The organism is Hanstruepera sp. CR43 (assembly GCF_055227665.1).
Map to the genome: position 1 here is coordinate 1828788 of NZ_CP200078.1, position 25283 is coordinate 1854070.

General features: G+C 32.0%; 23 protein-coding genes. 6 read left to right on the forward strand and 17 right to left on the reverse strand.

What is annotated here, in order from left to right:
* Positions 1 to 15 precede the first annotated feature (15 nt).
* From porW to ACKXGU_RS08405, 3 genes are all read right to left on the reverse strand, one after another.
* Entirely contained in the window at positions 16 to 2643 is a 2628-nt protein-coding gene (gene porW, locus ACKXGU_RS08395) for a type IX secretion system periplasmic lipoprotein PorW/SprE (protein ID WP_463464895.1), read from the reverse strand.
* 159 nt (positions 2644 to 2802) lie between these two features.
* Entirely contained in the window at positions 2803 to 3510 is a 708-nt protein-coding gene (locus ACKXGU_RS08400; protein WP_463464896.1) for an ABC transporter ATP-binding protein, read from the reverse strand.
* A 22-nt stretch (positions 3511 to 3532) separates the two neighbouring features.
* Complete coding sequence (locus ACKXGU_RS08405; protein ID WP_463464897.1) at positions 3533 to 5029, reverse strand: DUF5687 family protein; 1497 nt, start codon at positions 5027 to 5029, stop codon at positions 3533 to 3535.
* 82 nt (positions 5030 to 5111) lie between these two features.
* Here ACKXGU_RS08405 and ACKXGU_RS08410 point away from each other — a divergent pair, with 82 nt between their 5' ends.
* Positions 5112 to 6170, forward strand: coding sequence for a 2Fe-2S iron-sulfur cluster-binding protein (locus ACKXGU_RS08410; protein WP_463464898.1), 1059 nt, complete (start codon positions 5112 to 5114; stop codon positions 6168 to 6170).
* A 32-nt stretch (positions 6171 to 6202) separates the two neighbouring features.
* On the opposite strand, the gene ACKXGU_RS08415 is transcribed toward ACKXGU_RS08410, so the two are convergent.
* Positions 6203 to 7219 (reverse strand): glycosyltransferase family 9 protein, encoded by a 1017-nt coding sequence (locus tag ACKXGU_RS08415; protein WP_463464899.1) that lies wholly within the window; start codon positions 7217 to 7219, stop codon positions 6203 to 6205.
* Positions 7220 to 7256: 37 nt separating this feature from the next.
* Positions 7257 to 7865 (reverse strand): DUF4254 domain-containing protein, encoded by a 609-nt coding sequence (locus ACKXGU_RS08420; RefSeq protein WP_463464900.1) that lies wholly within the window; start codon positions 7863 to 7865, stop codon positions 7257 to 7259.
* 72 nt (positions 7866 to 7937) lie between these two features.
* On the opposite strand from ACKXGU_RS08420, the gene upp reads away from it, so the two are divergent.
* Complete coding sequence (upp, locus tag ACKXGU_RS08425) at positions 7938 to 8597, forward strand: uracil phosphoribosyltransferase (protein ID WP_463464901.1); 660 nt, start codon at positions 7938 to 7940, stop codon at positions 8595 to 8597.
* Here upp and ACKXGU_RS08430 read toward each other — a convergent pair.
* Entirely contained in the window at positions 8586 to 9509 is a 924-nt protein-coding gene (locus ACKXGU_RS08430) for a DUF6427 family protein (RefSeq protein WP_463464902.1), read from the reverse strand. The two genes, upp and ACKXGU_RS08430, sit on opposite strands and share 12 nt — an antisense overlap.
* Positions 9510 to 9672: 163 nt before the next feature.
* On the opposite strand from ACKXGU_RS08430, the gene ACKXGU_RS08435 reads away from it, so the two are divergent.
* Complete coding sequence (locus tag ACKXGU_RS08435; RefSeq protein ID WP_103050619.1) at positions 9673 to 9900, forward strand: DUF6341 family protein; 228 nt, start codon at positions 9673 to 9675, stop codon at positions 9898 to 9900.
* Here ACKXGU_RS08435 and purD read toward each other — a convergent pair.
* On the reverse strand, positions 9895 to 11169 hold the full coding sequence (gene purD / locus ACKXGU_RS08440; protein ID WP_463464903.1) for a phosphoribosylamine--glycine ligase: 1275 nt from the start codon (positions 11167 to 11169) through the stop codon (positions 9895 to 9897). The two genes, ACKXGU_RS08435 and purD, sit on opposite strands and share 6 nt — an antisense overlap.
* Positions 11170 to 11240: 71 nt before the next feature.
* Here purD and ACKXGU_RS08445 point away from each other — a divergent pair, with 71 nt between their 5' ends.
* From ACKXGU_RS08445 to ACKXGU_RS08455, 3 genes are all read left to right on the forward strand, one after another.
* Positions 11241 to 11519 carry a hypothetical protein gene (locus ACKXGU_RS08445; protein WP_463464904.1) on the forward strand — a complete coding sequence of 93 codons (279 nt, stop codon included), beginning with the start codon at positions 11241 to 11243 and terminating at the stop codon, positions 11517 to 11519.
* Between the two features lie 70 nt (positions 11520 to 11589).
* The gene (locus ACKXGU_RS08450) at positions 11590 to 12564 is read left to right on the forward strand and encodes an AMP-binding protein (RefSeq protein ID WP_463464905.1); all 975 of its coding nucleotides are present in this window, start codon (positions 11590 to 11592) and stop codon (positions 12562 to 12564) included.
* Positions 12565 to 13728, forward strand: a complete 1164-nt coding sequence (locus tag ACKXGU_RS08455) for a glycosyltransferase family 4 protein (protein WP_463464906.1) — start codon at positions 12565 to 12567, stop codon at positions 13726 to 13728.
* Here the strand turns inward: ACKXGU_RS08455 and ACKXGU_RS08460 are convergent.
* From ACKXGU_RS08460 to ACKXGU_RS08505, 10 genes are all read right to left on the reverse strand, one after another.
* Positions 13725 to 15083 carry an undecaprenyl-phosphate glucose phosphotransferase gene (locus tag ACKXGU_RS08460; protein WP_463464907.1) on the reverse strand — a complete coding sequence of 453 codons (1359 nt, stop codon included), beginning with the start codon at positions 15081 to 15083 and terminating at the stop codon, positions 13725 to 13727. The genes ACKXGU_RS08455 and ACKXGU_RS08460 overlap by 4 nt on opposite strands.
* Entirely contained in the window at positions 15083 to 16069 is a 987-nt protein-coding gene (locus ACKXGU_RS08465; RefSeq protein ID WP_463464908.1) for a UDP-glucuronic acid decarboxylase family protein, read from the reverse strand. The genes ACKXGU_RS08460 and ACKXGU_RS08465 overlap by 1 nt, the downstream gene beginning before the upstream one ends.
* A 1-nt stretch (position 16070) precedes the next feature.
* Positions 16071 to 17372, reverse strand: coding sequence for a UDP-glucose dehydrogenase family protein (locus ACKXGU_RS08470; protein ID WP_463464909.1), 1302 nt, complete (start codon positions 17370 to 17372; stop codon positions 16071 to 16073).
* A gap of 80 nt (positions 17373 to 17452) precedes the next feature.
* Positions 17453 to 18541: a DUF1972 domain-containing protein gene (locus tag ACKXGU_RS08475; RefSeq protein WP_463464910.1), complete on the reverse strand. Its 1089-nt coding sequence runs from the start codon at positions 18539 to 18541 to the stop codon at positions 17453 to 17455.
* Positions 18486 to 19775, reverse strand: a complete 1290-nt coding sequence (locus tag ACKXGU_RS08480) for an O-antigen ligase family protein (protein ID WP_463464911.1) — start codon at positions 19773 to 19775, stop codon at positions 18486 to 18488. Before ACKXGU_RS08480 ends, ACKXGU_RS08475 begins: the two co-directional genes overlap by 56 nt.
* Positions 19776 to 19784: 9 nt before the next feature.
* Positions 19785 to 20957 (reverse strand): glycosyltransferase family protein, encoded by a 1173-nt coding sequence (locus ACKXGU_RS08485; protein ID WP_463464912.1) that lies wholly within the window; start codon positions 20955 to 20957, stop codon positions 19785 to 19787.
* Complete coding sequence (locus tag ACKXGU_RS08490; protein ID WP_463464913.1) at positions 20908 to 22149, reverse strand: hypothetical protein; 1242 nt, start codon at positions 22147 to 22149, stop codon at positions 20908 to 20910. The genes ACKXGU_RS08485 and ACKXGU_RS08490 overlap by 50 nt, the downstream gene beginning before the upstream one ends.
* Positions 22142 to 23107, reverse strand: a complete 966-nt coding sequence (locus ACKXGU_RS08495) for a glycosyltransferase (RefSeq protein ID WP_463464914.1) — start codon at positions 23105 to 23107, stop codon at positions 22142 to 22144. Before ACKXGU_RS08495 ends, ACKXGU_RS08490 begins: the two co-directional genes overlap by 8 nt.
* Before the next feature lie 4 nt (positions 23108 to 23111).
* A complete protein-coding gene (locus tag ACKXGU_RS08500; protein WP_463464915.1) occupies positions 23112 to 23963 on the reverse strand; it encodes a sulfotransferase in 852 nt (283 codons plus the stop codon).
* Entirely contained in the window at positions 23960 to 25279 is a 1320-nt protein-coding gene (locus ACKXGU_RS08505; protein WP_463464916.1) for a flippase, read from the reverse strand. Before ACKXGU_RS08505 ends, ACKXGU_RS08500 begins: the two co-directional genes overlap by 4 nt.
* Between the last annotated feature and the right edge of the window lie 4 nt (positions 25280 to 25283).

Sequence of the window (25283 nt, forward strand, 5' to 3'; positions counted from 1 at the left end):
TTTGGTTTTAAATAGTTATTCTATACTCAAGTACTCGTCCATGTTCTTATGAACCTGAATGATTTTGTAGTTGGTTGATGAAGCTGCAAAATGCTGATGAATTATTTTATTCTTTTTTCGTTCTTCTAAAGCACTGGCATAACCCATGGCGCCTTCTTTGCTTGTAAGTCCATGCACAACAACAAAGGTTGTTTCAGGATTGTAAACATCTACAGACAATGTTAAATCAAAGACATTAACGGTTTCTATTTCCTTTTGAAGTTTTTCAGCAAAGTCTTTAATTTCATCTTCAGATGGCCCGTTGAAGTAGTACACGATTTTGAAATTCTGTTCTTCAGGATTGTCCACAAACTCTTTGGTGCTTATTTTAGGGAAAAGTTCATCCATAATTACTTTAGCTTGAGCGCCTTCAGGTGTATTAGCATAATTGTAAGCTACATAACCAATAGCTTTGCTGTATTCTTCGAACCCATGTAACCGTCCGGTGGCATTTGCCTTGAGAAGCTCAAATTTTGGTACAATCTTTTCGCCTTCAAAAATAGAGATGAACTTGTTGGTTTCATCAATAACAACCTGATACTCCTGATCTTCAAGCTTTTTAAACAATCTATTATAAACATGTTCTGGATTGCTGTCGTCTTGAGCTAAAGCTGACTCTGGATTTAAGAGTATAGCCGCATAACGTGAATCTGGATAGTTCGTAATTATGTCATTTTTGATGTTTGCCGCTTGATTGTCATATCCCTGTAAATCGTATATTTTGTATAAATTATATTTAGATGGAAGAATTAATTTCTCATCAGGCTCCATTCCCAAGAGTGTTTGGAATTTATCTTTTGACAGGTCGTATTCTTTAAATTTCTCTTTATATATAAGCCCCAACTGATAATATGCCAAATTTCTTTCGGTTTTGATGCTATCAATTTTCACTTGTTCGCTCGGAATTTGAGCAATGTAAAATTCTGGGTCAAAAAGTTCACTGTCTTCTTCGGTATTGGCTAATACCACTGCCTGACTCCCTTTTGAAGATTTAATTGAACTGCCCCAACGCCAATTGTCTTGTAGCTCTCTATCTCCCCAAATTCTTTTGAATTGATTTCTGCCATAGGAAATAGTTGCCGTATTATAAAAATAAAATGTGGGTACTGCGCCAGGGTTGGGTCCACCTGCTGGCCTTACACCGCCTGAAGATCTGCCTTCCGATTTTGCTCCTCCTAGTTTATCATCAGATTTAACATCCATTTTTGAATCGGTTTTCATTCCAAATGAACTACCGCCTTTGGCAGTTATCAAACCTTGATTCCGCTCGGCCAATTCCTGTCTTGCTCTTTCTTCTTCAGCAGCCAATTTCAGAGATTCTGTATATTCCTTGAAATACGCATTTCTTTCGCTTTCAGACATAGCGGTTAATTTCAAAATACTATCATTTCTGAAAGCCATGTCTTCATAGAGAATGACATCGTCTAAATTATCCCTTTTGCGTTTTATCACTCTATAGGGTTTGCTGTCCTTACGCATATTAAGCATTGTACTGTCATAGTATGCTCCAGCTATTTTATATTCGGTATAATCAAAAAAGATATCCCCCAAATTTTCATAGTTTTTAGCAACTAATATTTGGTCGGATGGATTGGTTCTTAAAGATTTGTTATAGTTTTCAACAGCCAAGGAATCCGAAGCATTTTTAAGATGATATTCTGCAATTTGATAATAAATTTTACTCAAAAATGGTCTGTTTTCCCTGTTGGCTTCCAGTTCATGAAGCAGTTCAAGCAACGCTACTTTATCATCATTATCAAAGTCGAAATTTTTAGCTTTCCCTACATAAGCAGCAATCAAGTAAGCCCTTGGTGTTTTTCTGTTTAATTCAATGACCTTGTCGAAAGCTAAATTAGCGCTGTCTTTATGATTCAATCTATTGTATAATTGCCCTTGAATGAATCTATAACGCCCTCTCTCATCATGGCTTTTGGTTGCTTTTGCTGCTGTTTCCAATTGCCAGACGGCACTATCCAACGCTTTCGTATTGATATAAGCTTGTGCCATCATAGATGTCGCATCAGCTAAATCTTGACCTTCCAATTCTTCTTGGAACATCAAAGTTTTGAGGTTCTTGATTGCTAGTTCATTATTGTCAAGGCGAATATTTGTTTTTTCGCGCCAAATTCTGGCATGGTTTATATTGTCGCTGGCAGGATACTTATAAAGAATATAGTTGAATGCTTGTAGTGCTGGCACGAAACGTTGATCAAAATAGCGCGCTTTACCCAGTAGTAAATAGGCCTCATCAATTTGCGGGTTTTTTTCCTTCCCGTTAATGTTCATGCCATGCTTCTGAATAGCCTTAATAGCTTTTTCTTCAGCACGTTCAAAATTTTCATTTTTAGATTGACCAGGCAGCATAACCTCTTCGGAAATCTGCATACGCTCTATGGGCAGAATCTCCCAATAGTTATCATCATAGGATTCATTTACAGTTTTTCTACCCTGCTCTAATGCCAAATAACCATTATAAAGCGTGTTATATTCCGCTGTTACTGCATGAAAATTTCGACTTAAAAAACTGTCTTTTTTACGAGAGCAACTCACGAATACGCAAGCGGAAAGTATTATTCCTGCAATAATTTTGAAAGATGTTTTCAACGTTGGCGTGTTTAACCTTATTAACTATAAACTGCTATTATTATTATGCAGAAAGGTAAAAATAAGCATCTTTTTGAATTATCGCATATTTTTAAAGGACTTTTACTTGATATTGGGGTTTATTTCCGTTAAACAACAAAAAGCTTACTATGAGTAGGTTTATTGTACAGCCTCTCCCGAAAAGTGGGCTTCCAACTCTTTTAATGTTTCTGTGCTCGTTCTTAAATCTTTGACAATTTCACCTTTTTCCAAAACAACAATACGCTCACAAACATCGGTTACATGCAGTAAGTCGTGACTGGATATTAAAACCGTAATCCCCTTTGTCTCAGCTAAATTTTTGATAATACCTTTTAGCCTAATTTGAGTTGTTGGATCCAAATTTGCAAATGGTTCGTCTAAAATAATGACTTCAGGATTTCCAATTAATGCAGCCACAATACCGGCTTTCTTTTGATTTCCTTTGCTTAAATCACGAAGGTATTTTTTCTGACCTAGAATTTCACCATGAAAAAAGTCTTCAAACTGGCTGATAAGTTTATCAACGTCCGCCTTATTCTGCCCGCGTAATTCGCCAATAAAGTAAAAATACTCTTCGGCGGTCAGGTAGCCAATTAAAAAACTTTCATCAATAAAAGCTGAAGTAAACGGCTTCCAGTCTTCACTTTCATGAACCAATACGTTGTTGTTTTTTATATGTCCCGTAGTTGGTTGAATGAGATCCAGTAATAAACTAAAATAAGTTGTTTTGCCCGCACCATTATTGCCAACCAAACCAAAACTTTGACCTTTGGGTATATCTAAATGATCAATGTTTAAAACAAGGTTGTTGTTGTATTTTTTTGAGAGGTTTGAGGTTACTATCATGATGTAATTAATTTAAATTTTATTAATGCTTTTCGCCAAATGCTGCAACAGTTTTATACTTTCCATTCTGATATACTTGTTCTATTTTCTTTAAAAAATATCCTTTAAACACAACCCCTAAAACACCGCTTAGAGCCAAAACTATTAATCCCGCCTCAAAACTAATCAGCTTGTAAGGAATATAGAATAAACCCATTGGTAATAAAAATTTTGGCAATGCAATAAGCATCTGTGTTGGATTAAATCCATTGGTATTACTAAAAGCCTTTGCCTTAACATTTAATTCGATAGGCACTCGATTCAAAGCTCCACCAAACAATGTTATAAATGAATTTAATCCAATATTAAATAGGGCTCCAGCCGCTATCATACCAAATATCTTCCATCCAAAATACAAATAAGGTGTGCTTAAAACGAAAGAAATACCAACTGCTACAACCATAAGATACCATTTTGACTCTAAATATTTTCTATATGGAATATTTTGGCTCATTAGAAGTTTGTAATATTCACTATCCCATGATGGTACTAATTGTCCAAAAGTCATTAAAAAGCCACCTGTAACAAACATTGATGCAAATGCTAAAAAGGCTGGCATTTGCTGATAGGTTTCCTGAGTGTAAAAAATGAGTCCGTAAAACAAAAACAAAAATGACATCATCATTACTTGCTTTGGTCTTGCATTTCTCCAAATCAATTTCATATCATTTTTCAAGAAAGGCGCAATGCTTCCAAAGCGATTCATCCATGATAAATCTGTAGCACTTACCTCTTTGACTTTTTTAGAAACCGCATCATCCAGGTAGAACCCTTTTTTTATGTAAATGAAATTTAAATAATACAATGAAAAAGCCAGTAGTATTGGGATAAATACTAATAAAGGATAATTATACATGGCATTAAAAGCCATTCCAATAGGTTTAGAGATTTTGAAAACCTGGTAAAATTCCAGCCCTATTGAAGCAAATAGTATTGCAGCAACTACATAAAATACCATGTTACTTTTATTGACTAGGAAATTCAGATAATTAATACTCAATGTTAAAAATAGGATTCCGATAAACCAGATACTCACGTTTAAAATTGGATATCCATGAAATAGCAAAACAATAGCAAATGGAAAAAACAAAAAGAAGGAAAGAAAATTAAAAAAAGACGTGGCGGTCTTTCCCAACAAGTAGTGAATTACCGTATTTCTCTTAATGGGAATGGTCATTAACGGTTTGACATTCATTACTGGTAATTGTTGCATAAAATATCTAATGAGAATCTCAAACAAAAACCAAAAAATTAAAAAGTTGTTGACCGAAACAATAGGATCTGTTTCGGGTATTGCCTTTTTAAAAATGAAGAATAAGCCTATGCCCATAAAAATAGCCATACCACCAAAATATATTGCTGCAAGTATTAGCAAAATTTTTATTACCAGTCCTTTTTGAAAATAGGACGCTCTTAAAAACTGTTTCCACTCTAAGTTTATAAACTGTTTTACCATAGTTTTAAGTTGGGATTTATTCATTAGTAATATTAAAGCACTTTTTGTTACAATCCAAACTACATTGCTGGTACTATTTCTTATTTTTGTCCAAAATAATATTTAGATGTCTCAATTCCATACACTCAAAATAAAAGAAATTCAAAGAGAAACCGAAAAAGCCGTTACTATCAGCTTTGAGGTGCCCGAAAATTTAAAGGAAACGTTCCGTTTTCAAGCGGGTCAATATATTACCCTTAAAACACAAATTAATGGTGATGAGATTCGACGTGATTACTCATTATGTGTCCCACCCAAAAGCAATGAACTAAAAGTTGCTGTAAAGGAAGTTGCAGATGGCACCTTTTCCTCTTATGCCAACAAGGAATTAAAAGCTGGAGACTCATTGGACGTAGCGCCACCAAAAGGGCGTTTTATTTTTGAGCCTAATGATAAAAAAACCAAGAATATAGCTCTTTTCGCAGCCGGTAGTGGTATTACACCTATTTTAAGCATCGTTAGATGTGCTTTGGAAGAAGAAGTACATAGTAAAATTATTTTGGTCTATGGTAATAAGACTACCAAAGACACGATGTTCCTTAACGAGCTTCTGGATTTGCAGCATCAATTTAAAGACCGATTTGCCATTCAATTTGTGTTCAGTCAAGCTGATGAGGATGAAGCCATTTTTGGTCGAATTGAAAAAAGCACCGTCAATTTTGTGATGAAAAACAAGTACAAGCATATAGATGTTGATGCCTATTATTTGTGTGGGCCTGAAGGCATGATTCATGCTGTTAAAGATGTACTAACTGAACACCAAGTGGCTCAAGACCGTATTCATTACGAATTGTTTAAAGCTGCAAAATCTGATGAAACAACCTCAACAAATGGCGTTGCAGATGGAAATACTAAAATTACGGTAATTGTAGATGACGAAGAAACTTCATTTGAAATGTCTCAAAAACAAACGATTCTTGAAGCGGCTTTGGACGAGGATTTAGACGCGCCTTATTCCTGTCAAGGCGGTATTTGCAGCAGTTGCTTGGCTAGAATAAAAGAAGGTGAAGCGACTATGAGACAAAATAATATTCTGACCGACAACGAAGTCGCTGAAGGTTTAATTTTAACCTGCCAAGCTCACCCTACCACATCAACTATTGTGGTGGATTATGATGATATTTAAAAAAGAGGTTGACTTTATAGAACACTCCACTTTTAGATAATAGAAGCAACCTTTTCAACAACCGTTTCTACCGAAATGCTTCCTGCTGCTTGTTTGTAGTCTTCAGGGAATTTATTGCCGTAAACTGAAGTTGGGATTTGAGGGTATTGGTTTCTATCGGCCAACAAACAGTAATCTTGTGGTTGGTTAAATGGTGCAAAACCGGCAAAAGGATGTGTTACGCCCCAAATGGTAATGGTTTTTATACCCATCATGGCGGCCAAATGTGCATTGCCAGAATCCATGGACAACATAACATCTAAATTGGAAATCACGTCCAACTCTTCATCTAAAGTTAGTTGACCAGATAAATTAACAATGCCTTTTTCTTTGGATTCAAAATAGCTTAAAATCTGTGTTTCCTTTTTGCCTCCACCGAACAGCAAAACATGATACTCTAAAGATAATTTTTCAATGACTTGCTGCATTTGTTCCAAAGGGTACATTTTACTTTCATGAGCTGCAAATGGTGCAATGCCAATGCGTCTTTTATTTGAATTCCCAATAAATTTTAAACAGTTTTCACTTAAGGTTGCTGGTTTGGAAAACGACGGATTGCTTAAATCAATCGGGTAACCTAATGCTTTAAAAACATCCGCATAGCGTTGATGCGTAGTTTTAAGCTGTTCGAATATTTTACCTTTTACTAACGCTTTTTTTTCTTTCCGCCCTTTGTGAATTGTAACCACTTTTCGGATTCCTAACATGGGTTTTAGAACTTTACTTCGCAATACTTTGTGTAAATCGGCAACAGCATCAAATTGTTGTTTTTTGAGTGCTTTAGCTAATTTGTAGAGCCCAAATAATCCTTTGTGATTGCCTTTTACATCGGCTGGAAAAACTGTTACATTCTCCAAATCTCTAAAAAAGGGAGCGAAGAATTTTCTAGTTAGAACTGTAATTTTTAAATGAGGATATTGATTTGTAAGCGCCCTTAAAACAGGAACTGTCATGGCAATGTCACCCATAGCTGATAACCTAATAACCAATATGTGGGTGGGTTTTGACATGGTATTTCAAAAAAGATTCCTGTGGTAAGCAGGAGGTTTACTTCTGCGAACGTAAAACAGGATTCAGCTCATCATCATTGTACATTTTCATTTGCTTATAAACTTTCATGTACTTATCGCCATTTTCAATATCGTTTAATAATGTATCAATAGCAGTAGATAAATCAACTCGTTGTTCCAACAAAACATCCAATTTTTTTTGACAAGCTTCTCTATGAGATGCTGAAGCATCTTCTCGCGTAGCCTCTTCATGCATGTGATAGATTTTCAAAGCTAAAATAGATAGCCTATCTATTCCCCAAGCAGGACTTTCAGTATTGATAGTCGCATTGGTTTTAGGAGTGACATCCTTGTATTTTTCCAAAAAATAACTGTCAATATATTCTACCATATCCGTACGATCTTGATTAGAAGCATCTATTTGACGCTTTAATTTTAAGGCTGCAACAGGATCTATTTGTGGATCACGAATAATATCTTCATAATGCCATTGTACCGTATCAATCCAACACTTTCTGTATAACAAATGCTCCAGCAAATGGGAATCTTTGTCATAAGGGTTTGTAAATGATTGGTCTACAGTATTTATAATATGGTATTTCTCAATTACCTCCTGAAAAATTTTGTTAGCCTTTTCTGTGAACATGATATCGTAATTTAAAACGCAAATATAAACCTATTTATTAACTTTACCTCTCACATAAAAATCAAAACAATCATGCATGTCCATAATCTTTCGGAGCAAAATTCTATTCTAAACACCTTCATTGCCGAAATGCGAAATATTGACATACAAAAGGATAGTATGCGATTTAGAAGAAATATTGAACGTGCTGGTGAAATATTGGGTTACGAATTAAGTAAAGGACTGGATTATCATTCTTCTGAAATAACGACGCCTTTGGGAACTGCAAAAGAAAATCTTCCAAACAATGATATTGTTTTATGTTCGGTTTTGAGGGCTGGAGTGCCATTACACAATGGTCTACTCAATTATTTTGATAAAGCTGAAAACGCTTTTATTTCAGCTTACAGACATCATAAGCATAACCCTGAAAGTTTTGAGATTATTGTTGAGTATTTAGCTTGCCCAAACCTAGAAGGCAAAACATTAATTCTGGCAGATCCAATGTTGGCAACAGGACAATCGATGGTAGCGACTTTTGAGGCATTAAAGCCATTCGGTACTCCAAAAAATATTCATTTGGTTAGCGTCATTGGTGCTAAAGCAGGTGTAGATTATGTATCAAAACATTTTACAAAAGACACTCATTTATGGATAGCTACTATTGATGACACATTAAATGATAGAGGATATATTGTCCCAGGTTTGGGTGATGCAGGAGATTTGGCTTTTGGCGAAAAACTACAGCATTAACGATACAATGGGAGCTATAATTAAAATCCAAATTAGTACTTCTCGAAACCATTTTTCCTTGATCAATTCAATATAATTGGCCGCAATAATTGATAATGGAGCAATTAAAAATAAAAAGTCTGCACCCGATTTATTGGGTTTTAAAATAATTATTGCCAAAGCAATAAACGCTGCAATAAGTATTAAAATATAAGAGGCTTTATAGCTTTTGGATTTAGATTTTAGATTTTTCAAATAGAATAAAAGCGACCACAAGAAATAAGTAAAATAAACAGTGGCTGCAATTATTATTTGGTTAGAGTTCAAAGTACTAAAATCAAAACTAATCTCTGGCACGTAATAACCGACTGGCATGATGGGCTGATTCAATACAAGTGCCAGGGAAAATCCAATTAAGAACACCGTTATTATCCCCAAAAATGGAACTATCCAGTTTTTAACATCAGAAATCTTATAAATAAACAATGCCGCAAAAATTAAAATATAGAACAAGGAAGCCCAAAAACTCAATAAAGTTGCCAGGGTTATCCAAAAGGCCGCATCATACAATTTCTTTTTTAAATATTTTTTAGATCTAATACTGATTATTCTACGCAATGCAAACAGTATAAAGAGGTTGGCAATTAACGTTTGATATTCCAAAAAAGCTTGTGGAATCTGAACAATAAACAAACAAAAAAGTAATAAATGGTAACTGTTCTTCTTTGTTAGGTTATTCTTACCAATCAAAAAATCAAAAATAAATAATGAGAAAAAGCACACACCAAACAATAGCATTTGCTTTAGAAAGCCTGAAAGGCTAATTTCATAACCAGAAGATAAAATAACCGTTGACACAAAAACAATGAGTAATGCCAACACAATTATTACAAAGTGAATAGGTTTTGCTTTACTAAAAAACTTGGCAATCATCTATTTTGTTGAAACTTAATTTAGCAATAACCCTTCCTGATTCAAAGATTAAATACTAATATTCTGTTTGAATTATAAAATTTAAAATGAAAATATGTAATTTTGTGCAATAAATATATTGATAATACTTTGTTTGCTCAATTAGAGCCCTAAAATTTTACATATGAAAGATTTCTTTTACGCTATTCAGGACTTGTTCGTTAATGTATTATTTGCACCTTTTGATGCCTTAAGAGCGTTAGAACTTGATAATTGGTTTGCTGCAAATATCATGTCTTGGATGTTTATGTTGATAGGTTTTGTTGCTTTTACTTATTGGATGATCCAATTAAAAAAGTTTAACGATAACAATGAAGAAGATAAGAGTATTACATCTCACTCGTATCTATAAATCAAAACCAATATCTTTACGATAATACATCTTATCAAAATGTAGTTTCTCAATATTTTGATAAGATTTTTTTATGGCCTCTTGATAGGTTTTACCATAACTGGTTATAGCCATAACGCGTCCGCCTGATGTGACTATTTTATTATCATCACTTAATGTGGCTCCCGCGTGAAAGACTATAGAATCTTGCACTTGATCCAAACCAGTAATTTCCTTCCCCTTTTCGTAAGCCTCTGGATAACCTCCTGAAACCATCATGATAGTTGTAGCTGCACGCTCATCGATTTCAATATCTATTTCATGTAATTTTTGATTAGAAATTGCATTAAAAATTTCAACCAAATCATTTTTAAGTCTTGGTAATACGACTTCCGTTTCTGGATCACCCATTCTCACATTGTACTCAATGACTTTGGGTTCGTTGCCAACTTTTATTAGGCCAATGAAAACAAATCCTTTATACGGTAAATTATCTTTCTTTAATCCATCAATAGTAGGTTTTACAATACGTTCCTCAATTTTATTTAAAAATTCTGGAGTAGCAAATGGTACAGGAGAAATAGCTCCCATACCGCCAGTATTCAATCCTGTATCACCTTCTCCAATGCGCTTATAATCTTTAGCTGTTGGTAAAATTTTGTAGTCCTTCCCATCAGTTAAAACAAAACAACTTAACTCAATGCCATCCAAAAACTCCTCAATCACAACACGACTACTGGCGGCTCCAAATTTTGAATCTACCAACATATTTCGTAATTCGCTTTTGGCTTCTTCCAAATCATTCAAAATTAAAACCCCTTTTCCTGCTGCCAAGCCATCTGCTTTTAAAACATAAGGTGGGTTTAAAGATTCTAAAAAAGTACATCCATTCTCAACTGTATCTTTATCAAATGCTTGATAAGCCGCGGTTGGAATACTATGGCGCATCATAAATTCTTTGGCAAATTGCTTGCTACCCTCTAATTCGGCTGCAGCTTTTTGAGGCCCTATAACCGGTATATTCCTTAATTCAGAATCGTTTAAAAAGAAATCATGAATACCAAGTACTAATGGGTCTTCAGGACCAACAACCACCATGTTTATTTTGTTGGATAGAACTGTCGATTTTATTGCTGGAAAATCGGTTACCTTTAGTTCGAGATTAGTCGCTATTTTAGCGGTTCCAGAATTACCAGGAGCAACAAATAGATTTTTACAAATTGTACTTTGGGCTATTTTCCAAGCAAAAGTATGTTCCCTTCCACCGGAACCAAGTATTAGAATATTCATGTTGTTGTTGTTTGGCGCAAAAATAATTGCTTTTGCGGTTAAAAAATAATTAGTTTTGAAAAAAGTATTTGATGTCCGTATATAAATCGTTTTTAAATAGTATTCTATTGCCTCTAGCTGATGTGGTAACGGGTGGATACTATTTAAAATATCTTAACGAATGGAAAAAATACGATACACTTTCCGAAGAAGCCTTAACAGCTTTACAAAGTGACCGTTTGAAAGAAATGTTGCATTACGCTCAAGAGCACGTACCTTATTATAAAAATATCCATGGTTCAAAAATTTCCGATTTTCCAATTTTAACAAAATCGATCTTAAGAAATCAATCTTCAAATCTAGTGTTCTGATGAATTCGATATTCAGGCTTTAGACAAACATCATAGTAGTGGTAGTTCAGGCTTACAATCTTTTACCTATATGTCCAAAGAACATACCTTTTACTTACGAGCATTACAAACGCATTGGTGGACTTGGAGTGGATATCAGGTCGGAGACAATTTGTTGCAATTTGGAATTTCTCAAAAACGAACACTATTAAAAAAACTAAAGGATATATTTTATAGATGTACATATGTTAAAGCTTTTGGTTTATCGGAAACCGAACTAAACTCCATTCTAGTTAAAATGTCCAGAAAGAAACGGGTTTTTGTTGCTGGCTATCCATCTGTAATTAACCAATTAGCTAAAACTGCTATAAAAAATCAGGTAAAATCCAATATTGTTGGTGTCATTTGTTTTGGAGATAAGATCTTTGATAATTATTATGATAATTTAATTGAAGCCTTTGGTTCAAGTTGTAAAATTATTGACACCTATGGTTGTGCTGAAGGACTGCTTATGGCGTGCAAACGTGATTTAGATTATTACTATACCATGTCTCCACATGTTTATTTAGAAATTGTAGATGATAATGGTAATGCAGTTCCAGATGGAGCAATGGGGAATGTTCTAGTTACTTCGCTCACAAATAAGGCCATGCCATTAATTCGATATAAACTTGGAGATTTGGCTATCAAATTGGAAAACAAAGAATACCCTACTGACAGACCTTTTAATTACCCGCTTTTAAAAAAAGTGGTCGGTAGAGAAACCGATATTGTCAAAACCACCAAGGGAATTACACTTAACATTCACAGTTTTACCGGTGTTCTAGAATATTTCCAAGAAATTAAACAATATAGAATAGTACAAAACAATTTAGAAAGTATTGAAATTGAGTATATTGTTGATAAGAACTACAATTTTAATTCTAGCATTTTAGAAGACATCAAAAACAAACTTAATACTCTAACAAAAAATTGTCTGACAATAAATTTTGTCGAAGTTACTGAAATACCCTCCACAAAATCAGGAAAACCTCAAATCATAGAATCCAATTTGAAATCTATATAAATGAAAGATGTTCTGATTATAACAAATTATTTCCCTCCAGAAACAGGTGCTGCTTCTAATAGGATATTTCATTTAGCTTCAGGTTTGAAAAAGAACAACTTTAATGTTTCAGTTTTAACGCCTTTACCCAATTATCCAAATGGTAGAATCTTCAAAGATTTTCGTGGTAAATTTAGCTCATCTTCTAATGAAAATGGCATTATAGTAAAGCGCCTTTGGATTTTTGCTAGTAACTCAAAGAACTCATTGCTGCGGTTATTAGCCATGCTTTCTTATAGTTTTAGCTTGGTTTGGTATTTTCTTTGGAATAAGATCCCTAAAACGGTTATTGTTCAGTCCCCACCTTTATTAGTAGCGTTCACTTGTATGTTGTTTTTAAAGTCAAAAAAAAGAAAATTAATTCTTAATGTCAGCGATCTTTGGCCGCTTGCAGGATATGAATTAGGGGTTTTTAAAAAGAACTATGGTTATAAATTGCTTGAAAAAATAGAACGTTTTAATTATAAAAAGGCGGATTTAATTTTAGGTCAAAGTGAAGAAATATTAAGTCATGTGACCGCTCTTTTTCATGATAAACAAGTCTTTTTATATAGGAATTATCCAGATTTTGAAATTCCATCAAGTCATTTTAAAGTATCTGAAGGTCAAAAAATCAAACTTGTTTATGCTGGATTGTTAGGCATAGCTCAAGGAATTTATAAACTTTGTCAAGAATTAAATTATGACTCAATAGAATTTCATATTTATGGAGCTGGAGCTGAAAAAGAAAAAATAGAAATGTTTATTACCGAAAATAAAAGCCTCCCCATTTTCTATCATGGAGAGGTAACCCGAGAAAAGCTACATAAAGAATTATTGGATTATGATGTTGTAATAATTCCCTTGTTGAACAGGATTTATGGTTCTGTGCCATCAAAAATCTTTGAGTATGCAAAACTAGGTATACCCATGTTGTATTTTGGTGGTGGAGAAGGTGAAGATATTATTAATAAACATCAATTAGGCTGGGTTGCCGAATCTGGTAATTACATTGCACTTAATAAACAAATAGAAAATATCACAAAAGAAGATATAACTATTAGTTTTAAAAAACATGTTTTAGAAATCTCGTCAAATGTTTTCAATTTTGAAGACCAATTAGAAAGGTTGAAAAAGATTATTTAATATGCCTTTTCTTCACCCTTTATGGTATTGAGGAATGTTTGAGTAATTATTTTTAAATCTAATAAAAGAGACCAGTTTTCAATATAAAAAATGTCATATTTCACTCTTCCAATAATATCCTTATCTGTTTCAACTTCGCCCCTAAATCCACTAATTTGAGCTAATCCAGTAATGCCTGGCTTGACAAAATGTCTAACCATAAACTTATCTATTTTTTTCGCATACATATTGGTGTGACTGACCATATGAGGTCTCGGCCCAACAACAGACATATCACCGAACAATACATTATAAAATTGGGGCAACTCATCAATACTAGTTTTTCTGATAAACTTACCTATTTTAGTGACTCGTTGATCATCTCTTGTAGCTTGATACAAATGCGCATCTTCATTAGGCGTCATGGACCTAAATTTATAACAATCAAATTCCCTGTAGTTAAAGCCGTTTCTTGATTGCTTAAAAAACACAGGGCCTTTTGACTCTATCTTAATCAAAATTGCTACAATTGGGGTTAACCAAGAAAGAATAAAAATGATAACAAAAGAGGAAAATAAAATATCAAATGCCCTTTTAAAAAACTGATTTACTGAATCTTCTAAAGGGATATTTCTTAATGACAAAATTGGGATATAATCATAGTACTCGTATTTGAGTTTTTTAGAATAAATATCTTTATTGTCTGGTAAAAATTTAAGGATTTTTAGATTATTATCACAAAAGTCAATGACGCTATGCATTTGTGAGTTTGACAATTCAGATATTGAACAATAGACCTCGTCAATGGATTCTTTATTTAGAAATTCGAAGCAAGATTTTAAATCAAAATTTTCTTTGTCTTTTACATTGAATGTTCCTTTATGCATATATCCATATTCTGGATTGTTTTTGAAAAAACTCTCCAATGAAGCTGTCTGTTTATTTTTTCCAAGTATAGCAGTAATTCTATAATTCCCTCCAAAAGCTGTTCGATACTTTTGAAGCAAATAGTACATTGAAAACTTAAGAAGAGAAATTAGAGCAAAGGAGGCAAAGATATATTTAAAAATTACTTTAGGTTTAATATTTAGTTCGTGGTAAAATCCAGAAAAGGCAAATATTACAAGCCCAAAAAACAACATTTGTCTAAATATCAACGATACAATTGTAATCTCTCGTGTGTACCTGTAAACCTCATAAAATTTAGTGTAAAGTGAAAGTATAATCCATGAAGAAGTGGCAATTAGGATAAAAGCAAATGGATCAATACCTTTAAAGAAATATAATACAGCAAAACCATTTATGATAATTAAATCTATTAAATAAGTTGCTGGCCTGATATAAATTGAATATCTGCCATGCTTAAAGGTACTCATTAGTACTTAATGTGTTTCTTAAAATCTTTATGTTCACTTTTTCTCAATTCTTCTTTTGAAAGCCCTTTAAAATAATTAAAAGTTCTTGCCATTCCCTCTTCTCTATTGACTTTAGGCGACCAGTCTAAAACCTTCTTTGCTAGAGTTATATCTGGCTGTCGTTGCAAAGGGTCATCTTTTGGTAATTCCTTATACACAATTTTTTGGTCGGTCTTAGTTAGCTTTATGATTTCAAAAGCAAAATCCTTGATAGATATTTCGTTTGGATTACCAATATTTACAGGATATGAATAGTCACTAAACATTAATCTATAAATCCCTTCAACTTGATCATCTACATAACAAAAAGAACGTGTTTGGGATCCATCTCCAAAAATGGTTAAATCCTCTCCCCGTAAAGCTTGCCCCATAAAAGCAGGAATAACCCTTCCATCGTTGAGTCGCATTCTGGGCCCATAGGTGTTGAAAATTCTAACAATTCTTGTTTCTAACCCGTGAAACCTATGATAAGCCATAGTAATAGACTCCTGAAAACGTTTGGCTTCATCATATACACCTCTTGGGCCAATAGTGTTTACATTTCCATAGTAGTCTTCACTTTGAGGGTGTACTAATGGATCTCCATAGACTTCAGAAGTTGAAGCAATGAGTATTCTAGCTTTTTTAGCTTTAGCCAAACCTAACAGGTTATGAGTACCTAATGATCCAACTTTGAGAGTTTGAATAGGAATTTTTAGATAATCTATAGGACTTGCAGGTGATGCAAAGTGCAATATATAATCTAAATTGCCTTCTATTGAAACAAAGTTTGTGACATCATGATTAATGAATTCGAAATTAGGATTTCCTGACAAGTGATCAATATTTTTATGATCTCCTGTTATAAAATTATCCATTCCTATTACATAATATCCTTCATCTATAAATCTATCACATAAATGGGATCCTAAAAATCCCGCTGCTCCTGTAATTAAAACTCTTTTCATATCAGGGTCTTCCTATTGAATAATATTCCAACCCATACTCTACTGGGTCTTTAGAATCATAAAGATTTCTCCCATCAAAAATCACTTTATGATTTAATTTTTCTTCAATTTTATCAAACCTTGGCGTCCTAAAGATACTCCATTCGGTACAAATTATCAATGCATCTGTACCTTCCAAAGCCTCATACATATCTCCTGAAAACTCTATTTTATCTCCTAACTTTCTCTGTACATTAGGCATCGCTTCAGGATCGAAAGCTTTAATATTAGCGCCTGCATCGAGCAATTCATTAATAATATACAAAGAAGGTGCTTCTCTAATGTCATCCGTCTCTGGCTTGAAAGCCAAGCCCCAAACAGCAAACGTTTTATCTTTAATGTCATTATTAAAAAAACTATTTATTGTAGGAATTAAAATTGTTTTTTGCTTTTGATTGACATTTATTACAGCGTCTAAAATTTTAAAATTATAATTTGAATCCTTCCCCGATTTGTGCAATGCTTTAACATCTTTCGGGAAACAAGAACCACCATATCCAATACCAGGAAACAAGAATCTTTTCCCTATTCTGGAATCTGTACCCATTCCTATTCTTACTTTATCAACATCGGCACCAACTAGATCGCAAAAATTGGCTATTTCATTCATAAAAGTGATTTTAGTGGCCAAGAAAGCATTAGATGCGTATTTGGTGAGTTCGGCAGATTTTTCATCCATTATAATAATTGGATTACCTGAACGAACAAACGGTTTGTAAAGTTTATTCATTATGTCTATGGCTTTATTTGATGATGCTCCTACTACTATTCTTTCAGGTTTCAAGAAATCATCAACAGCAAACCCTTCTCTTAAAAATTCTGGGTTGGAAACCACATCAAAATCAACAGTACTATTCTTAGCTATAGCTTCTTTAACTTTATCCGAAGTTCCTACAGGCACTGTGCTCTTATCAACAATCACTTTATATTCAGTAATCAATTTACCAATTTCATTGGCAACTCCTAGAATATATTTTAAGTCTGCTGAACCGTCTTCGTCTTCGGGTGTTGGAAGTGCCAAAAAAATAACCTCGCCATGATTGAGGCCTTCAACTAGTGAAGTTGTGAATTTTAATCTATTGGCTTTTATATTTCTATCAAACAATACATCTAGATGAGGTTCGTAAATAGGGACCTCTCCGTTTTGCATTTTTTTTACTTTTTGTTCATCAATATCAACACAAAGTACCTCATTTCCAGTTTCTGCTAGGCAAGTTCCCGTCACCAAACCAACATAGCCAGTCCCTACTACCGATATTTTCATTTATTATGTTTTTTGAACAAATATAGAAAATAATTGAAGTTTATGATTATTAAATTTCTATTCTAAATTCATGAAGAAAATTATAACACAGAACTAAAAAAATCTAAATATTCTTTGTTAATTTTATCCCATCTATAAAGATTTTTAATTTCAGAATAGCAAGCTTCAACCTTATTCATATTGTCTTTTTTTTCCAATGTTTCAATCAATTTTTTTACATCAAGAGCATTGTCAAAATAAAACGCATTCTCTTTGAGAATATTTTTGTTGAATTCATTATTGTTAGCCACTATTAATGATTTACAGGCCATTGCCTCTAGGAGAGATGGGTTGGTTCCACCAACAGAGTGACCATGGAAATATAAATTGGAATAATATCTTAGGTTATTTAAGATGTCAATATCATATATTCCTCCTACAAACCTAATATTCTGGTGATTTTTAAATTTTTCTTTTAAATAACTCCCAAACTTGTTTACATCGTGTTTACCAATAACTAAAAACGGTCTAACACTTCCAGATTTTGCTACTCCGTCCAATACCATTTCAATGTTATTTTCTGGCTCAAGCCTGGCAATTAACATATTGTATTCAAATTCCTTAATATGGTATTGTTCTAAAAGATCTTTATTTGGATTTTCAAATATTTTAGCGCCATATGCAATGTAAGTTGAAGATTTGTTGTGTTTCTGACTTATATAGCTTCGAATACCTATTGAGTCTGATATTAAATAATTGCTTGAATTTACTGCTAATTTTTCCGCATATTTAAGAAATTGTTGAACAGGTTTAGAATATTTTGATCGTTTCCATTCCAGTCCATCCATATTTGTAATAATCAAACTTTTTTTGGGTAATAGTCGGTACCATATTGAACTACTCGTATAACCCAATTGCAGAATGATGTCATTATTTCTTTTTCGTAAATCTATGATACAATTTAAATCATAAATAAACTGACCTATCGTACCAATTTTTTCTTCTGGATCAAAACAATGAATGATCTTTACGCCCTTGTAGATCGCCTTCTGATATGGATGATTACTTGAATTATAAACTGTTACCTCATGTCCTTTCTTAACTAAATAACATGAAAAATATTCAGCAAACTGTTCAAATCCTCCATGATAATTTGGGATTCCGCGCGTTCCTAAAATGGCTACTTTCAATCGTCAAATTTTTAAAGATAAAAATGGCATTAAACAAATAAAAATAAACAATGCCTTTATTTATGGTCAATGGGGCATCAAAAACAAAAACAAAACTAATCATTAAAATAAAATAAATGTAGTTAATGTCTTTTGATTTAACAGCGAACCAGATACTGTATGTAATAAAAAGCAAAAATAGTATTAGCGCTAAAACACCCATATTGAATAATATATCAAGATACTGATTATGCAAATTAAAATTTTCAAACCAATTTGGACCTAAATTATAGGTAAACAAGTAATAATTTAAGTAATCCCTAGAATCGCCTTTCCCATATCCAAATAGCATTTTATTGTCATGGTATTGATGAAATAAACCAATTTTTCCCAACAGATAACGGAGTTCTAAATCACTAATACTTTCTTTTTCTGAATAGGTAAAAATTCTTTTTTGAGTGATGTCATTTGTTGGTTGAAATTCAATTAGCTCATTATTAAATTTCAGTCCCTCTGAAAATCTTTTTTCGATAAACGAAATATTGAAAAAAATAAGTGTTAGACAAAATAGAATGGATATTGTAAAAATTCTTGATTTTAATGGTTTATACTTCTTCAATAAATAGATGCTGATTGTCACAAAACTGAAAAGAAGAACAGTTTTCGAAGCACAAAAAATGATTCCGAGAATTAAGGTCGTGTTCCCTAAAATCTTCAAAACTTTTTTTTGTGTCAAATCATTATTGATGGATAAAAAAAATGCAAATGATAAATACATGGAGTAAAAAACGGGGTGTTGGTCATATAAGCTAGTAAAATTGTGGAAATTCAAGCTTTCTATACTATTCCCCTTTAAAAATTTAAACCCCAAGTAGAACAACAAAATCATTACACTAACTACAGTGGACGTATAAAACACTTTGAATAACCTTGATAAGTTATCGTGGTTGAATTTGAAGTTGATTATTATTACGGTTATCACTAATGGTAGTATTTCCAAATCCAAACGTCTTATACCATAATGGTCTTTACTCACGATACTGCTTATCAATATCCAAATGAAAAACAATAAGGGAAATAAAAATCCGATGGTATTTAATTTCTTTAAATTTTTCCTTTCGAAAAAAATAATGTTAAAAATTAAAGCTAGAATGATTGATAAATTACCAATATTGTTTTTGAAGGGTACACAAGCAACTACGGCACATAATAAAAATGTATTTGTGGTAATTTTATTATCATCCAGCCATTTCATGACAATCACTTATCCATTTAATATTTGTAATAACTCTTTGGTTTTTTGATCCCAAGAGTGCGCATTTAAATCTATTTTCGGTTTATCATTGAACTGGTCCTTAATCTCATTGCAAAAATCATCAGAATTGTTAATTATATAAACATAGTTTTGAAGATCTTCCAATCCGTTAGATTTGGTTCCTATTACCTTCTTATTGGTGGCTAAATATTCATACACCTTAATGGTATTTGCTCCTGATTTTTTCTTGTCATCTACAATATAAGGTACAATACATATATCAAAATTCATCACGTATTCCGGGTATTCGTCATAATGTTTATCCCCTAAATAATAGAAATTATCTAATTTTAGAATCTTATCGTAAATCTCTTTGTTTAAAATTTGACCAACAAATACAAAAGAGCTTTCTTTTGATTTTAACATGGTTTCATTTAACAATTCTACATCAATTAGATGTGTTATTTTACCTCCAAATCCAACAATCGGTCTTGGTATGCTAATTAAATCTTTAGGAACCGCTGAATTGCTTGATTTAGAAAATCTCGAAACATCTACACCGTTTTTTATTAAGTACATTTTTTTTGGTGAAAATTTCTCACTAAAATCAGTAATGTTATCTTTTGAGTTAGTCGTCCAAAAATCGCAAATTTTAGCATAGTTTTGATAAGCGATATTTATTTGATTAATAATTTTTGAATAGACATTGAACTTGGTGAAATTATCCCAAGCATCAAAGACACGCTTATCTGGATTAAGATTATTGATTAATCCATGTGCAAATATATTTTGGCTTATTGCACAAAACTTATTTTCAATATTTAGTTCCGTCAAACATTTTTCAATAAATCGGGAATATTTTTTATTACTGTATTTCTTAATGAACCATTTGTAACCAAATAATATTTGTCCAAAAATATCACTCGAAATATTATCAATAAGATAAAGGTTGTTTTTTAATTTATAGAGTTTAAAACCATTACTTTTAAAAATAACTTCTCCATTGATTAAATTTCTTTTCCTTTTTAAAAGAATTTCAAGAATAGTTGTTGGTCTGTTTACTATTATATTGATGTTTTGATCATTTTTGGACAATTCTTCAATAAAGTGAGCATCTCTAGTCCGAAATCCTTCAAGTAATATTTTTCTCCAATCGTGAAAGGGAATTATCACTAAATTCATTTAAATTTTCTTTTTTTAACAAACAAACCAAGGTTATAACTATTGCTAGATCAGCCAACATTGTTGTCATAAAGGCATAAACCATGACTATTGCGAACAATATATACCTTTCAGTTGAAACAAACCCCAAATTAGATACTAAATTAAATAATAGTACCGATACCAGAAGCAACCCTATTAATCCTAAATCGGCGTATGCCCAAATTAATTGTGAAAAATGGCGAGTTTTTGTAAACTCCCCTGTTAGCACATTAAAATAGGAATATGGCCCATTTCCAAATAATTTAACTGGTTCCACCCTCGCGTATACAATGACAACTTGAGGTCTTTTGGCTATCCCTCTTTTGAAATTGCTATAAGACTTTCGAACATTATATTCTTCTTGAATAAAGTACACTTCTCTTTCAAAAGCAGGAATGTTTTTAATTGCCACATAAAATCCAATAGGCAAAGCGAACAAAATGAAAAGAAAACCTATGACTCTTATTTTCTTGGGGAATGACTTATAAATAGTGTAAAACACCAACAATAATAATATCAACTTTGTTACATTCGATTCAGCAATCAGAATTGTCAGGGATAAGTATAGAAAAAGAATTTTAGGGAATCTCGTTATAATTTTATCTCTATTATATCTTAAAATATTGATAATATTAAAGAGTAAAAAGAATCCTAATGCGTGATCAGCCTTTAAAAAAAAGGTTCCAAACATGAAATCAACATCCGCAACCTCCTGATTACTCATATTGAAGTCAATAAAGAAATCATAGCCAACTTTTTGAATTAAAATAATAGGTAATTGAAGACAGGCAATAAACAAAAATATTTTACTTATAAAAACTTGAGATAAAAATCTTTCTTTTGAATTAACCTTAAAGAATAAGTAACTGCCTAAAGGCAATAATACAAATATTAGATATACAAGTATTTTAGCTGGTGAGCTAAAATTAATTATGGCGCTAAAAACTATAGTAACTCCCAGTAGAATAAGGATTAATATTGTTCTGTCATAAAAAACTTTTTTTTTAATTAAAACATAAATCCCATAAAAAATAAACAGTAATGCTACTATACCATAAGAAAAAACAGTATTTGGAATCCCTAAAAAAAATTGTGAAAAGCCACCAATTAGAAAACAAGAGACAACTATAATTAAAAAAAATGCTAAATAAAGATGTTTAATTTTAAGCATTAATAAGCTTTTTTTTAGATGCTATCATGGCTTTAATAATTACAAAAAACTTCCATAAGTGCTTAATGTTTATTAATAACATTAAAAATAACACTACAATATAAATCCATTTATTCAATAAATAAAGAAGTTTATTTTCAACAAAAGTTTTTTCAAAAATAATATTGTTTCTGACTGAATAAAAAATTGCTTCTTTGGAATTTGTTGATAAAAACCTATTGTGTAGTATGGATTTCGTCTTTTTTAAGTGAAATGACGTTTCTAAATCTTCAACTATACTATCCAATATCAAAACTATTTTACCCCCAGAATTTGTAATCCTAAAAGTAAAGTCCAGATCGTCTGCATATAAAAAATACCTTTCGTTGGGTAATCCAACCCTTTTTATTAAATTCTTATGAAAAAACAATCCTCCATATGGCGCAACAGCTACTTTACCTAATCGGATATTTTTATTTAATTTTGACTTGTTTTTTAATTTAATCTTGTCTACTAAATTAAACCCCAAAAATGAATTTCTGGATCCTAGCATCAAATAGGGGGCATTTTGTTGAATTGCAAACTTGTACTTTTCTCTTTGAGGTCTATACGAAAGTAATGCATCCGATTCTTCTTTGAATGAGGTCTCTTTTAGGCTTTTTAAAAGTACATCAAGAGCATCCTCATGTGGTAGATTATCATCATCAAGCAACCAAACATATTCAATTTCCTTTTGGATAATGTGTTGAATGCCAATCTTAAATCCATTTGCAGATCCCGAATTATAATTGAGATCTATAGTTTTAATTTTATTAAACCTCTTTTTTAATGACTTAAGTTTTTGGAAACTATTTTCAGCTATTCCATTGGTAACTAAAACTATTTCTTGGATATATGATTCAGCAACTAATCTGTTGATAACCCTTTCAAAATAATGGCTTCTATCCAAATAAGTTACAATGACAACCCCAACTTTCATTCAATCAAATGTTATTATATCCTAATTCGATTAACATTGGATCATTTTTAATTTTATCGTAATAGTTATAAAGTTCTTCTTCATCCTTAAATGCATATCGTCTGTTGGCATCGGTTTTTGATGCTACCTTATCAATTAAATCCTGATTAACTTTCATTTCAAGAAATTTTGTTAGGGTCATTAATATGTCTTTTGGAGCTTCTAAAAAATCTTCGTATTTAATGTGTAAAACGTCATCAAAATAATCATTAGCTTTTAAAGCTTTTTGAGTATAAAATTTCCAGAGATTTACTCCTCTTGTTATATCATTAACAACAAGTGAATGGGAAATCACCCGTTCATATTCTAAAAATGATGTTTTTAATTTTTTTCGTTTAATATTACCATTTGATTTTTTTAAACCTTCCCTCTGTTTTAAACTATTTGCAACGTCGATTGGGTTTCTGTAAATATGGATTATTTTAGCATTAGGAAAAATTTTTTTGTATATCGGCAGTAACAAGGTATTTCTTGGGTCTTTCCATCCCCAAGCTTCCTGTAACTTAAAAACATTTCTAAATTTTAAATAATTGCCTATCCCTAAAAATTTAACACTCCAAATGGATGTTAGTCGTTTAGAAATGATTTTAGCTGAATTATTTATGAATGAGTTATTTATGTTATCGACCCCATTGGGATTATCCCATGAAGCTCCACACTGAAATAGAAGCCATCTATTTAAGTTTTGAAAAAATTTAGATTCATCATTTTCACTCTTATCCTCTCCCATAAAAATTCCAATTTCTGATATAAACCGAGTTAACATTGAAGTTCCAGATCGATGCATACCAATAATTATGATCGGTTGTTTACTCATATATTCTTGATGAAAGGGATATAAAAAGGTGTTATATTTAATCTTTTTTTAGCAATAGCAACTAGAATTATATTTTTAATTCCGATAGCCATTGCAGTGGCAATAGCCGCTCCTAAAATACTAAAATGATAAATAAAAATTATATTCAAAATAACTGTTAATACTAACATGCTTAAGGTTACTCTCATTAATACTGATTCGTTTCCAGTCATGTTCAACAAAAGTCCCACGGGACCACAACTTGCATTTATTAATTGTCCAATAGCCAATATTATTAAAACAATTGTGCCTGAAGAAAATTCCTTATTAATCATATTAATTATGTCATTGGAAAATATTGTTATTAACAAAAAAATCGCAAATGACAACCAAAAAATAAATTGGGTTTTTGATTTTATTAAATATTTTAATTCCGAAATATTTTCAGACCAATACAATTCAGATATTTTGGGAGCAATAACAGTATTAACACCTACCAACACAAAACTAATAAATAGCGAAAGTTTCAGGGATAAAGCAAATATACCTACTTCATATTTAGATTCAAATATTTGAATGACATATACACTAATGTTCCCAATAAAATATGAACTCAATGCAATTAACATCATTGGAGCTGAGGTTTTTATTAATAATTTTAGGCTTAATTCTGAATTGGTTTTCAATTCAATTTTATGAAGGTTTTTAAGTACAATCAAAGTCGAAATTATACTTAACGCTAAAATTGTTATTCCGAGTGCATGTAAAGGAAATTGTATCGAATCAAATCTACCAGAATAGAAAATAATTAAAATTGCACATATTAATGGTATAAGTACTGTTCTAAAGATTTCTGATATGGTAATTTTTTTCAACCCTCTTAAAAACTCAACATTTATCAAGTTTAGTGTAAAGAAGGGTGCTATTACTGCAACTATTCTTATAGCCTCTTCATAAACTAAATCATTAAAAATGTAATTAGCTATTTCTGAAGACAAACAATAGGTAATTAAAGAAAAACAGATGCTTAAAACAAATATGATCTTAAGAGCATAACTGTAAAGAACTTTCTTTTCATAACTGTACTCTGGTTTTGAAAATTGACCTACAAACCTTAATATTGATGTTGTTAACCCAAATGATGTAAGAAAGCTAAAAATAATCATTGTGGTATATGCAATACTATAAACACCCAATCCATTAGGGCCATATTCTCTGGAAATAATAATAGTCAGCAGATAACCAAAAAGAATTCCAAAACCCTTGAGAAGCATAACAATAATGCTGCTCTTTAGGAGGCTTTTACTATTTTGATGGCTTATTTTGTCCAATGACATACTC

What these genes read in the sequence shown, in the direction of transcription:
- ACKXGU_RS08410 (WP_463464898.1), top strand. Translation starts at nt 5,112, where the DNA reads ATGTCTCAATTCCATACACTCAAAATAAAAGAAATTCAAAGAGAAACC.
- ACKXGU_RS08500 (WP_463464915.1), bottom strand. Translation starts at nt 23,963, where the DNA reads ATGAGTAAACAACCGATCATAATTATTGGTATGCATCGATCTGGAACT.
- ACKXGU_RS08415 (WP_463464899.1), bottom strand. Translation starts at nt 7,219, where the DNA reads ATGTCAAAACCCACCCACATATTGGTTATTAGGTTATCAGCTATGGGT.
- ACKXGU_RS08470 (WP_463464909.1), bottom strand. Translation starts at nt 17,372, where the DNA reads ATGAAAATATCGGTAGTAGGGACTGGCTATGTTGGTTTGGTGACGGGA.
- ACKXGU_RS08430 (WP_463464902.1), bottom strand. Translation starts at nt 9,509, where the DNA reads ATGATTGCCAAGTTTTTTAGTAAAGCAAAACCTATTCACTTTGTAATA.
- ACKXGU_RS08445 (WP_463464904.1), top strand. Translation starts at nt 11,241, where the DNA reads ATGTCCGTATATAAATCGTTTTTAAATAGTATTCTATTGCCTCTAGCT.
- ACKXGU_RS08495 (WP_463464914.1), bottom strand. Translation starts at nt 23,107, where the DNA reads ATGAAAGTTGGGGTTGTCATTGTAACTTATTTGGATAGAAGCCATTAT.
- ACKXGU_RS08460 (WP_463464907.1), bottom strand. Translation starts at nt 15,083, where the DNA reads ATGAGTACCTTTAAGCATGGCAGATATTCAATTTATATCAGGCCAGCA.
- ACKXGU_RS08455 (WP_463464906.1), top strand. Translation starts at nt 12,565, where the DNA reads ATGAAAGATGTTCTGATTATAACAAATTATTTCCCTCCAGAAACAGGT.
- ACKXGU_RS08405 (WP_463464897.1), bottom strand. Translation starts at nt 5,029, where the DNA reads ATGAATAAATCCCAACTTAAAACTATGGTAAAACAGTTTATAAACTTA.
- ACKXGU_RS08420 (WP_463464900.1), bottom strand. Translation starts at nt 7,865, where the DNA reads ATGTTCACAGAAAAGGCTAACAAAATTTTTCAGGAGGTAATTGAGAAA.
- ACKXGU_RS08465 (WP_463464908.1), bottom strand. Translation starts at nt 16,069, where the DNA reads ATGAAAAGAGTTTTAATTACAGGAGCAGCGGGATTTTTAGGATCCCAT.
- ACKXGU_RS08400 (WP_463464896.1), bottom strand. Translation starts at nt 3,510, where the DNA reads ATGATAGTAACCTCAAACCTCTCAAAAAAATACAACAACAACCTTGTT.
- purD (WP_463464903.1), bottom strand. Translation starts at nt 11,169, where the DNA reads ATGAATATTCTAATACTTGGTTCCGGTGGAAGGGAACATACTTTTGCT.
- ACKXGU_RS08480 (WP_463464911.1), bottom strand. Translation starts at nt 19,775, where the DNA reads ATGAAATGGCTGGATGATAATAAAATTACCACAAATACATTTTTATTA.
- ACKXGU_RS08490 (WP_463464913.1), bottom strand. Translation starts at nt 22,149, where the DNA reads ATGCTTAAAATTAAACATCTTTATTTAGCATTTTTTTTAATTATAGTT.
- ACKXGU_RS08505 (WP_463464916.1), bottom strand. Translation starts at nt 25,279, where the DNA reads ATGTCATTGGACAAAATAAGCCATCAAAATAGTAAAAGCCTCCTAAAG.
- ACKXGU_RS08485 (WP_463464912.1), bottom strand. Translation starts at nt 20,957, where the DNA reads ATGAATTTAGTGATAATTCCCTTTCACGATTGGAGAAAAATATTACTT.
- upp (WP_463464901.1), top strand. Translation starts at nt 7,938, where the DNA reads ATGCATGTCCATAATCTTTCGGAGCAAAATTCTATTCTAAACACCTTC.
- ACKXGU_RS08435 (WP_103050619.1), top strand. Translation starts at nt 9,673, where the DNA reads ATGAAAGATTTCTTTTACGCTATTCAGGACTTGTTCGTTAATGTATTA.
- ACKXGU_RS08450 (WP_463464905.1), top strand. Translation starts at nt 11,590, where the DNA reads ATGTCCAAAGAACATACCTTTTACTTACGAGCATTACAAACGCATTGG.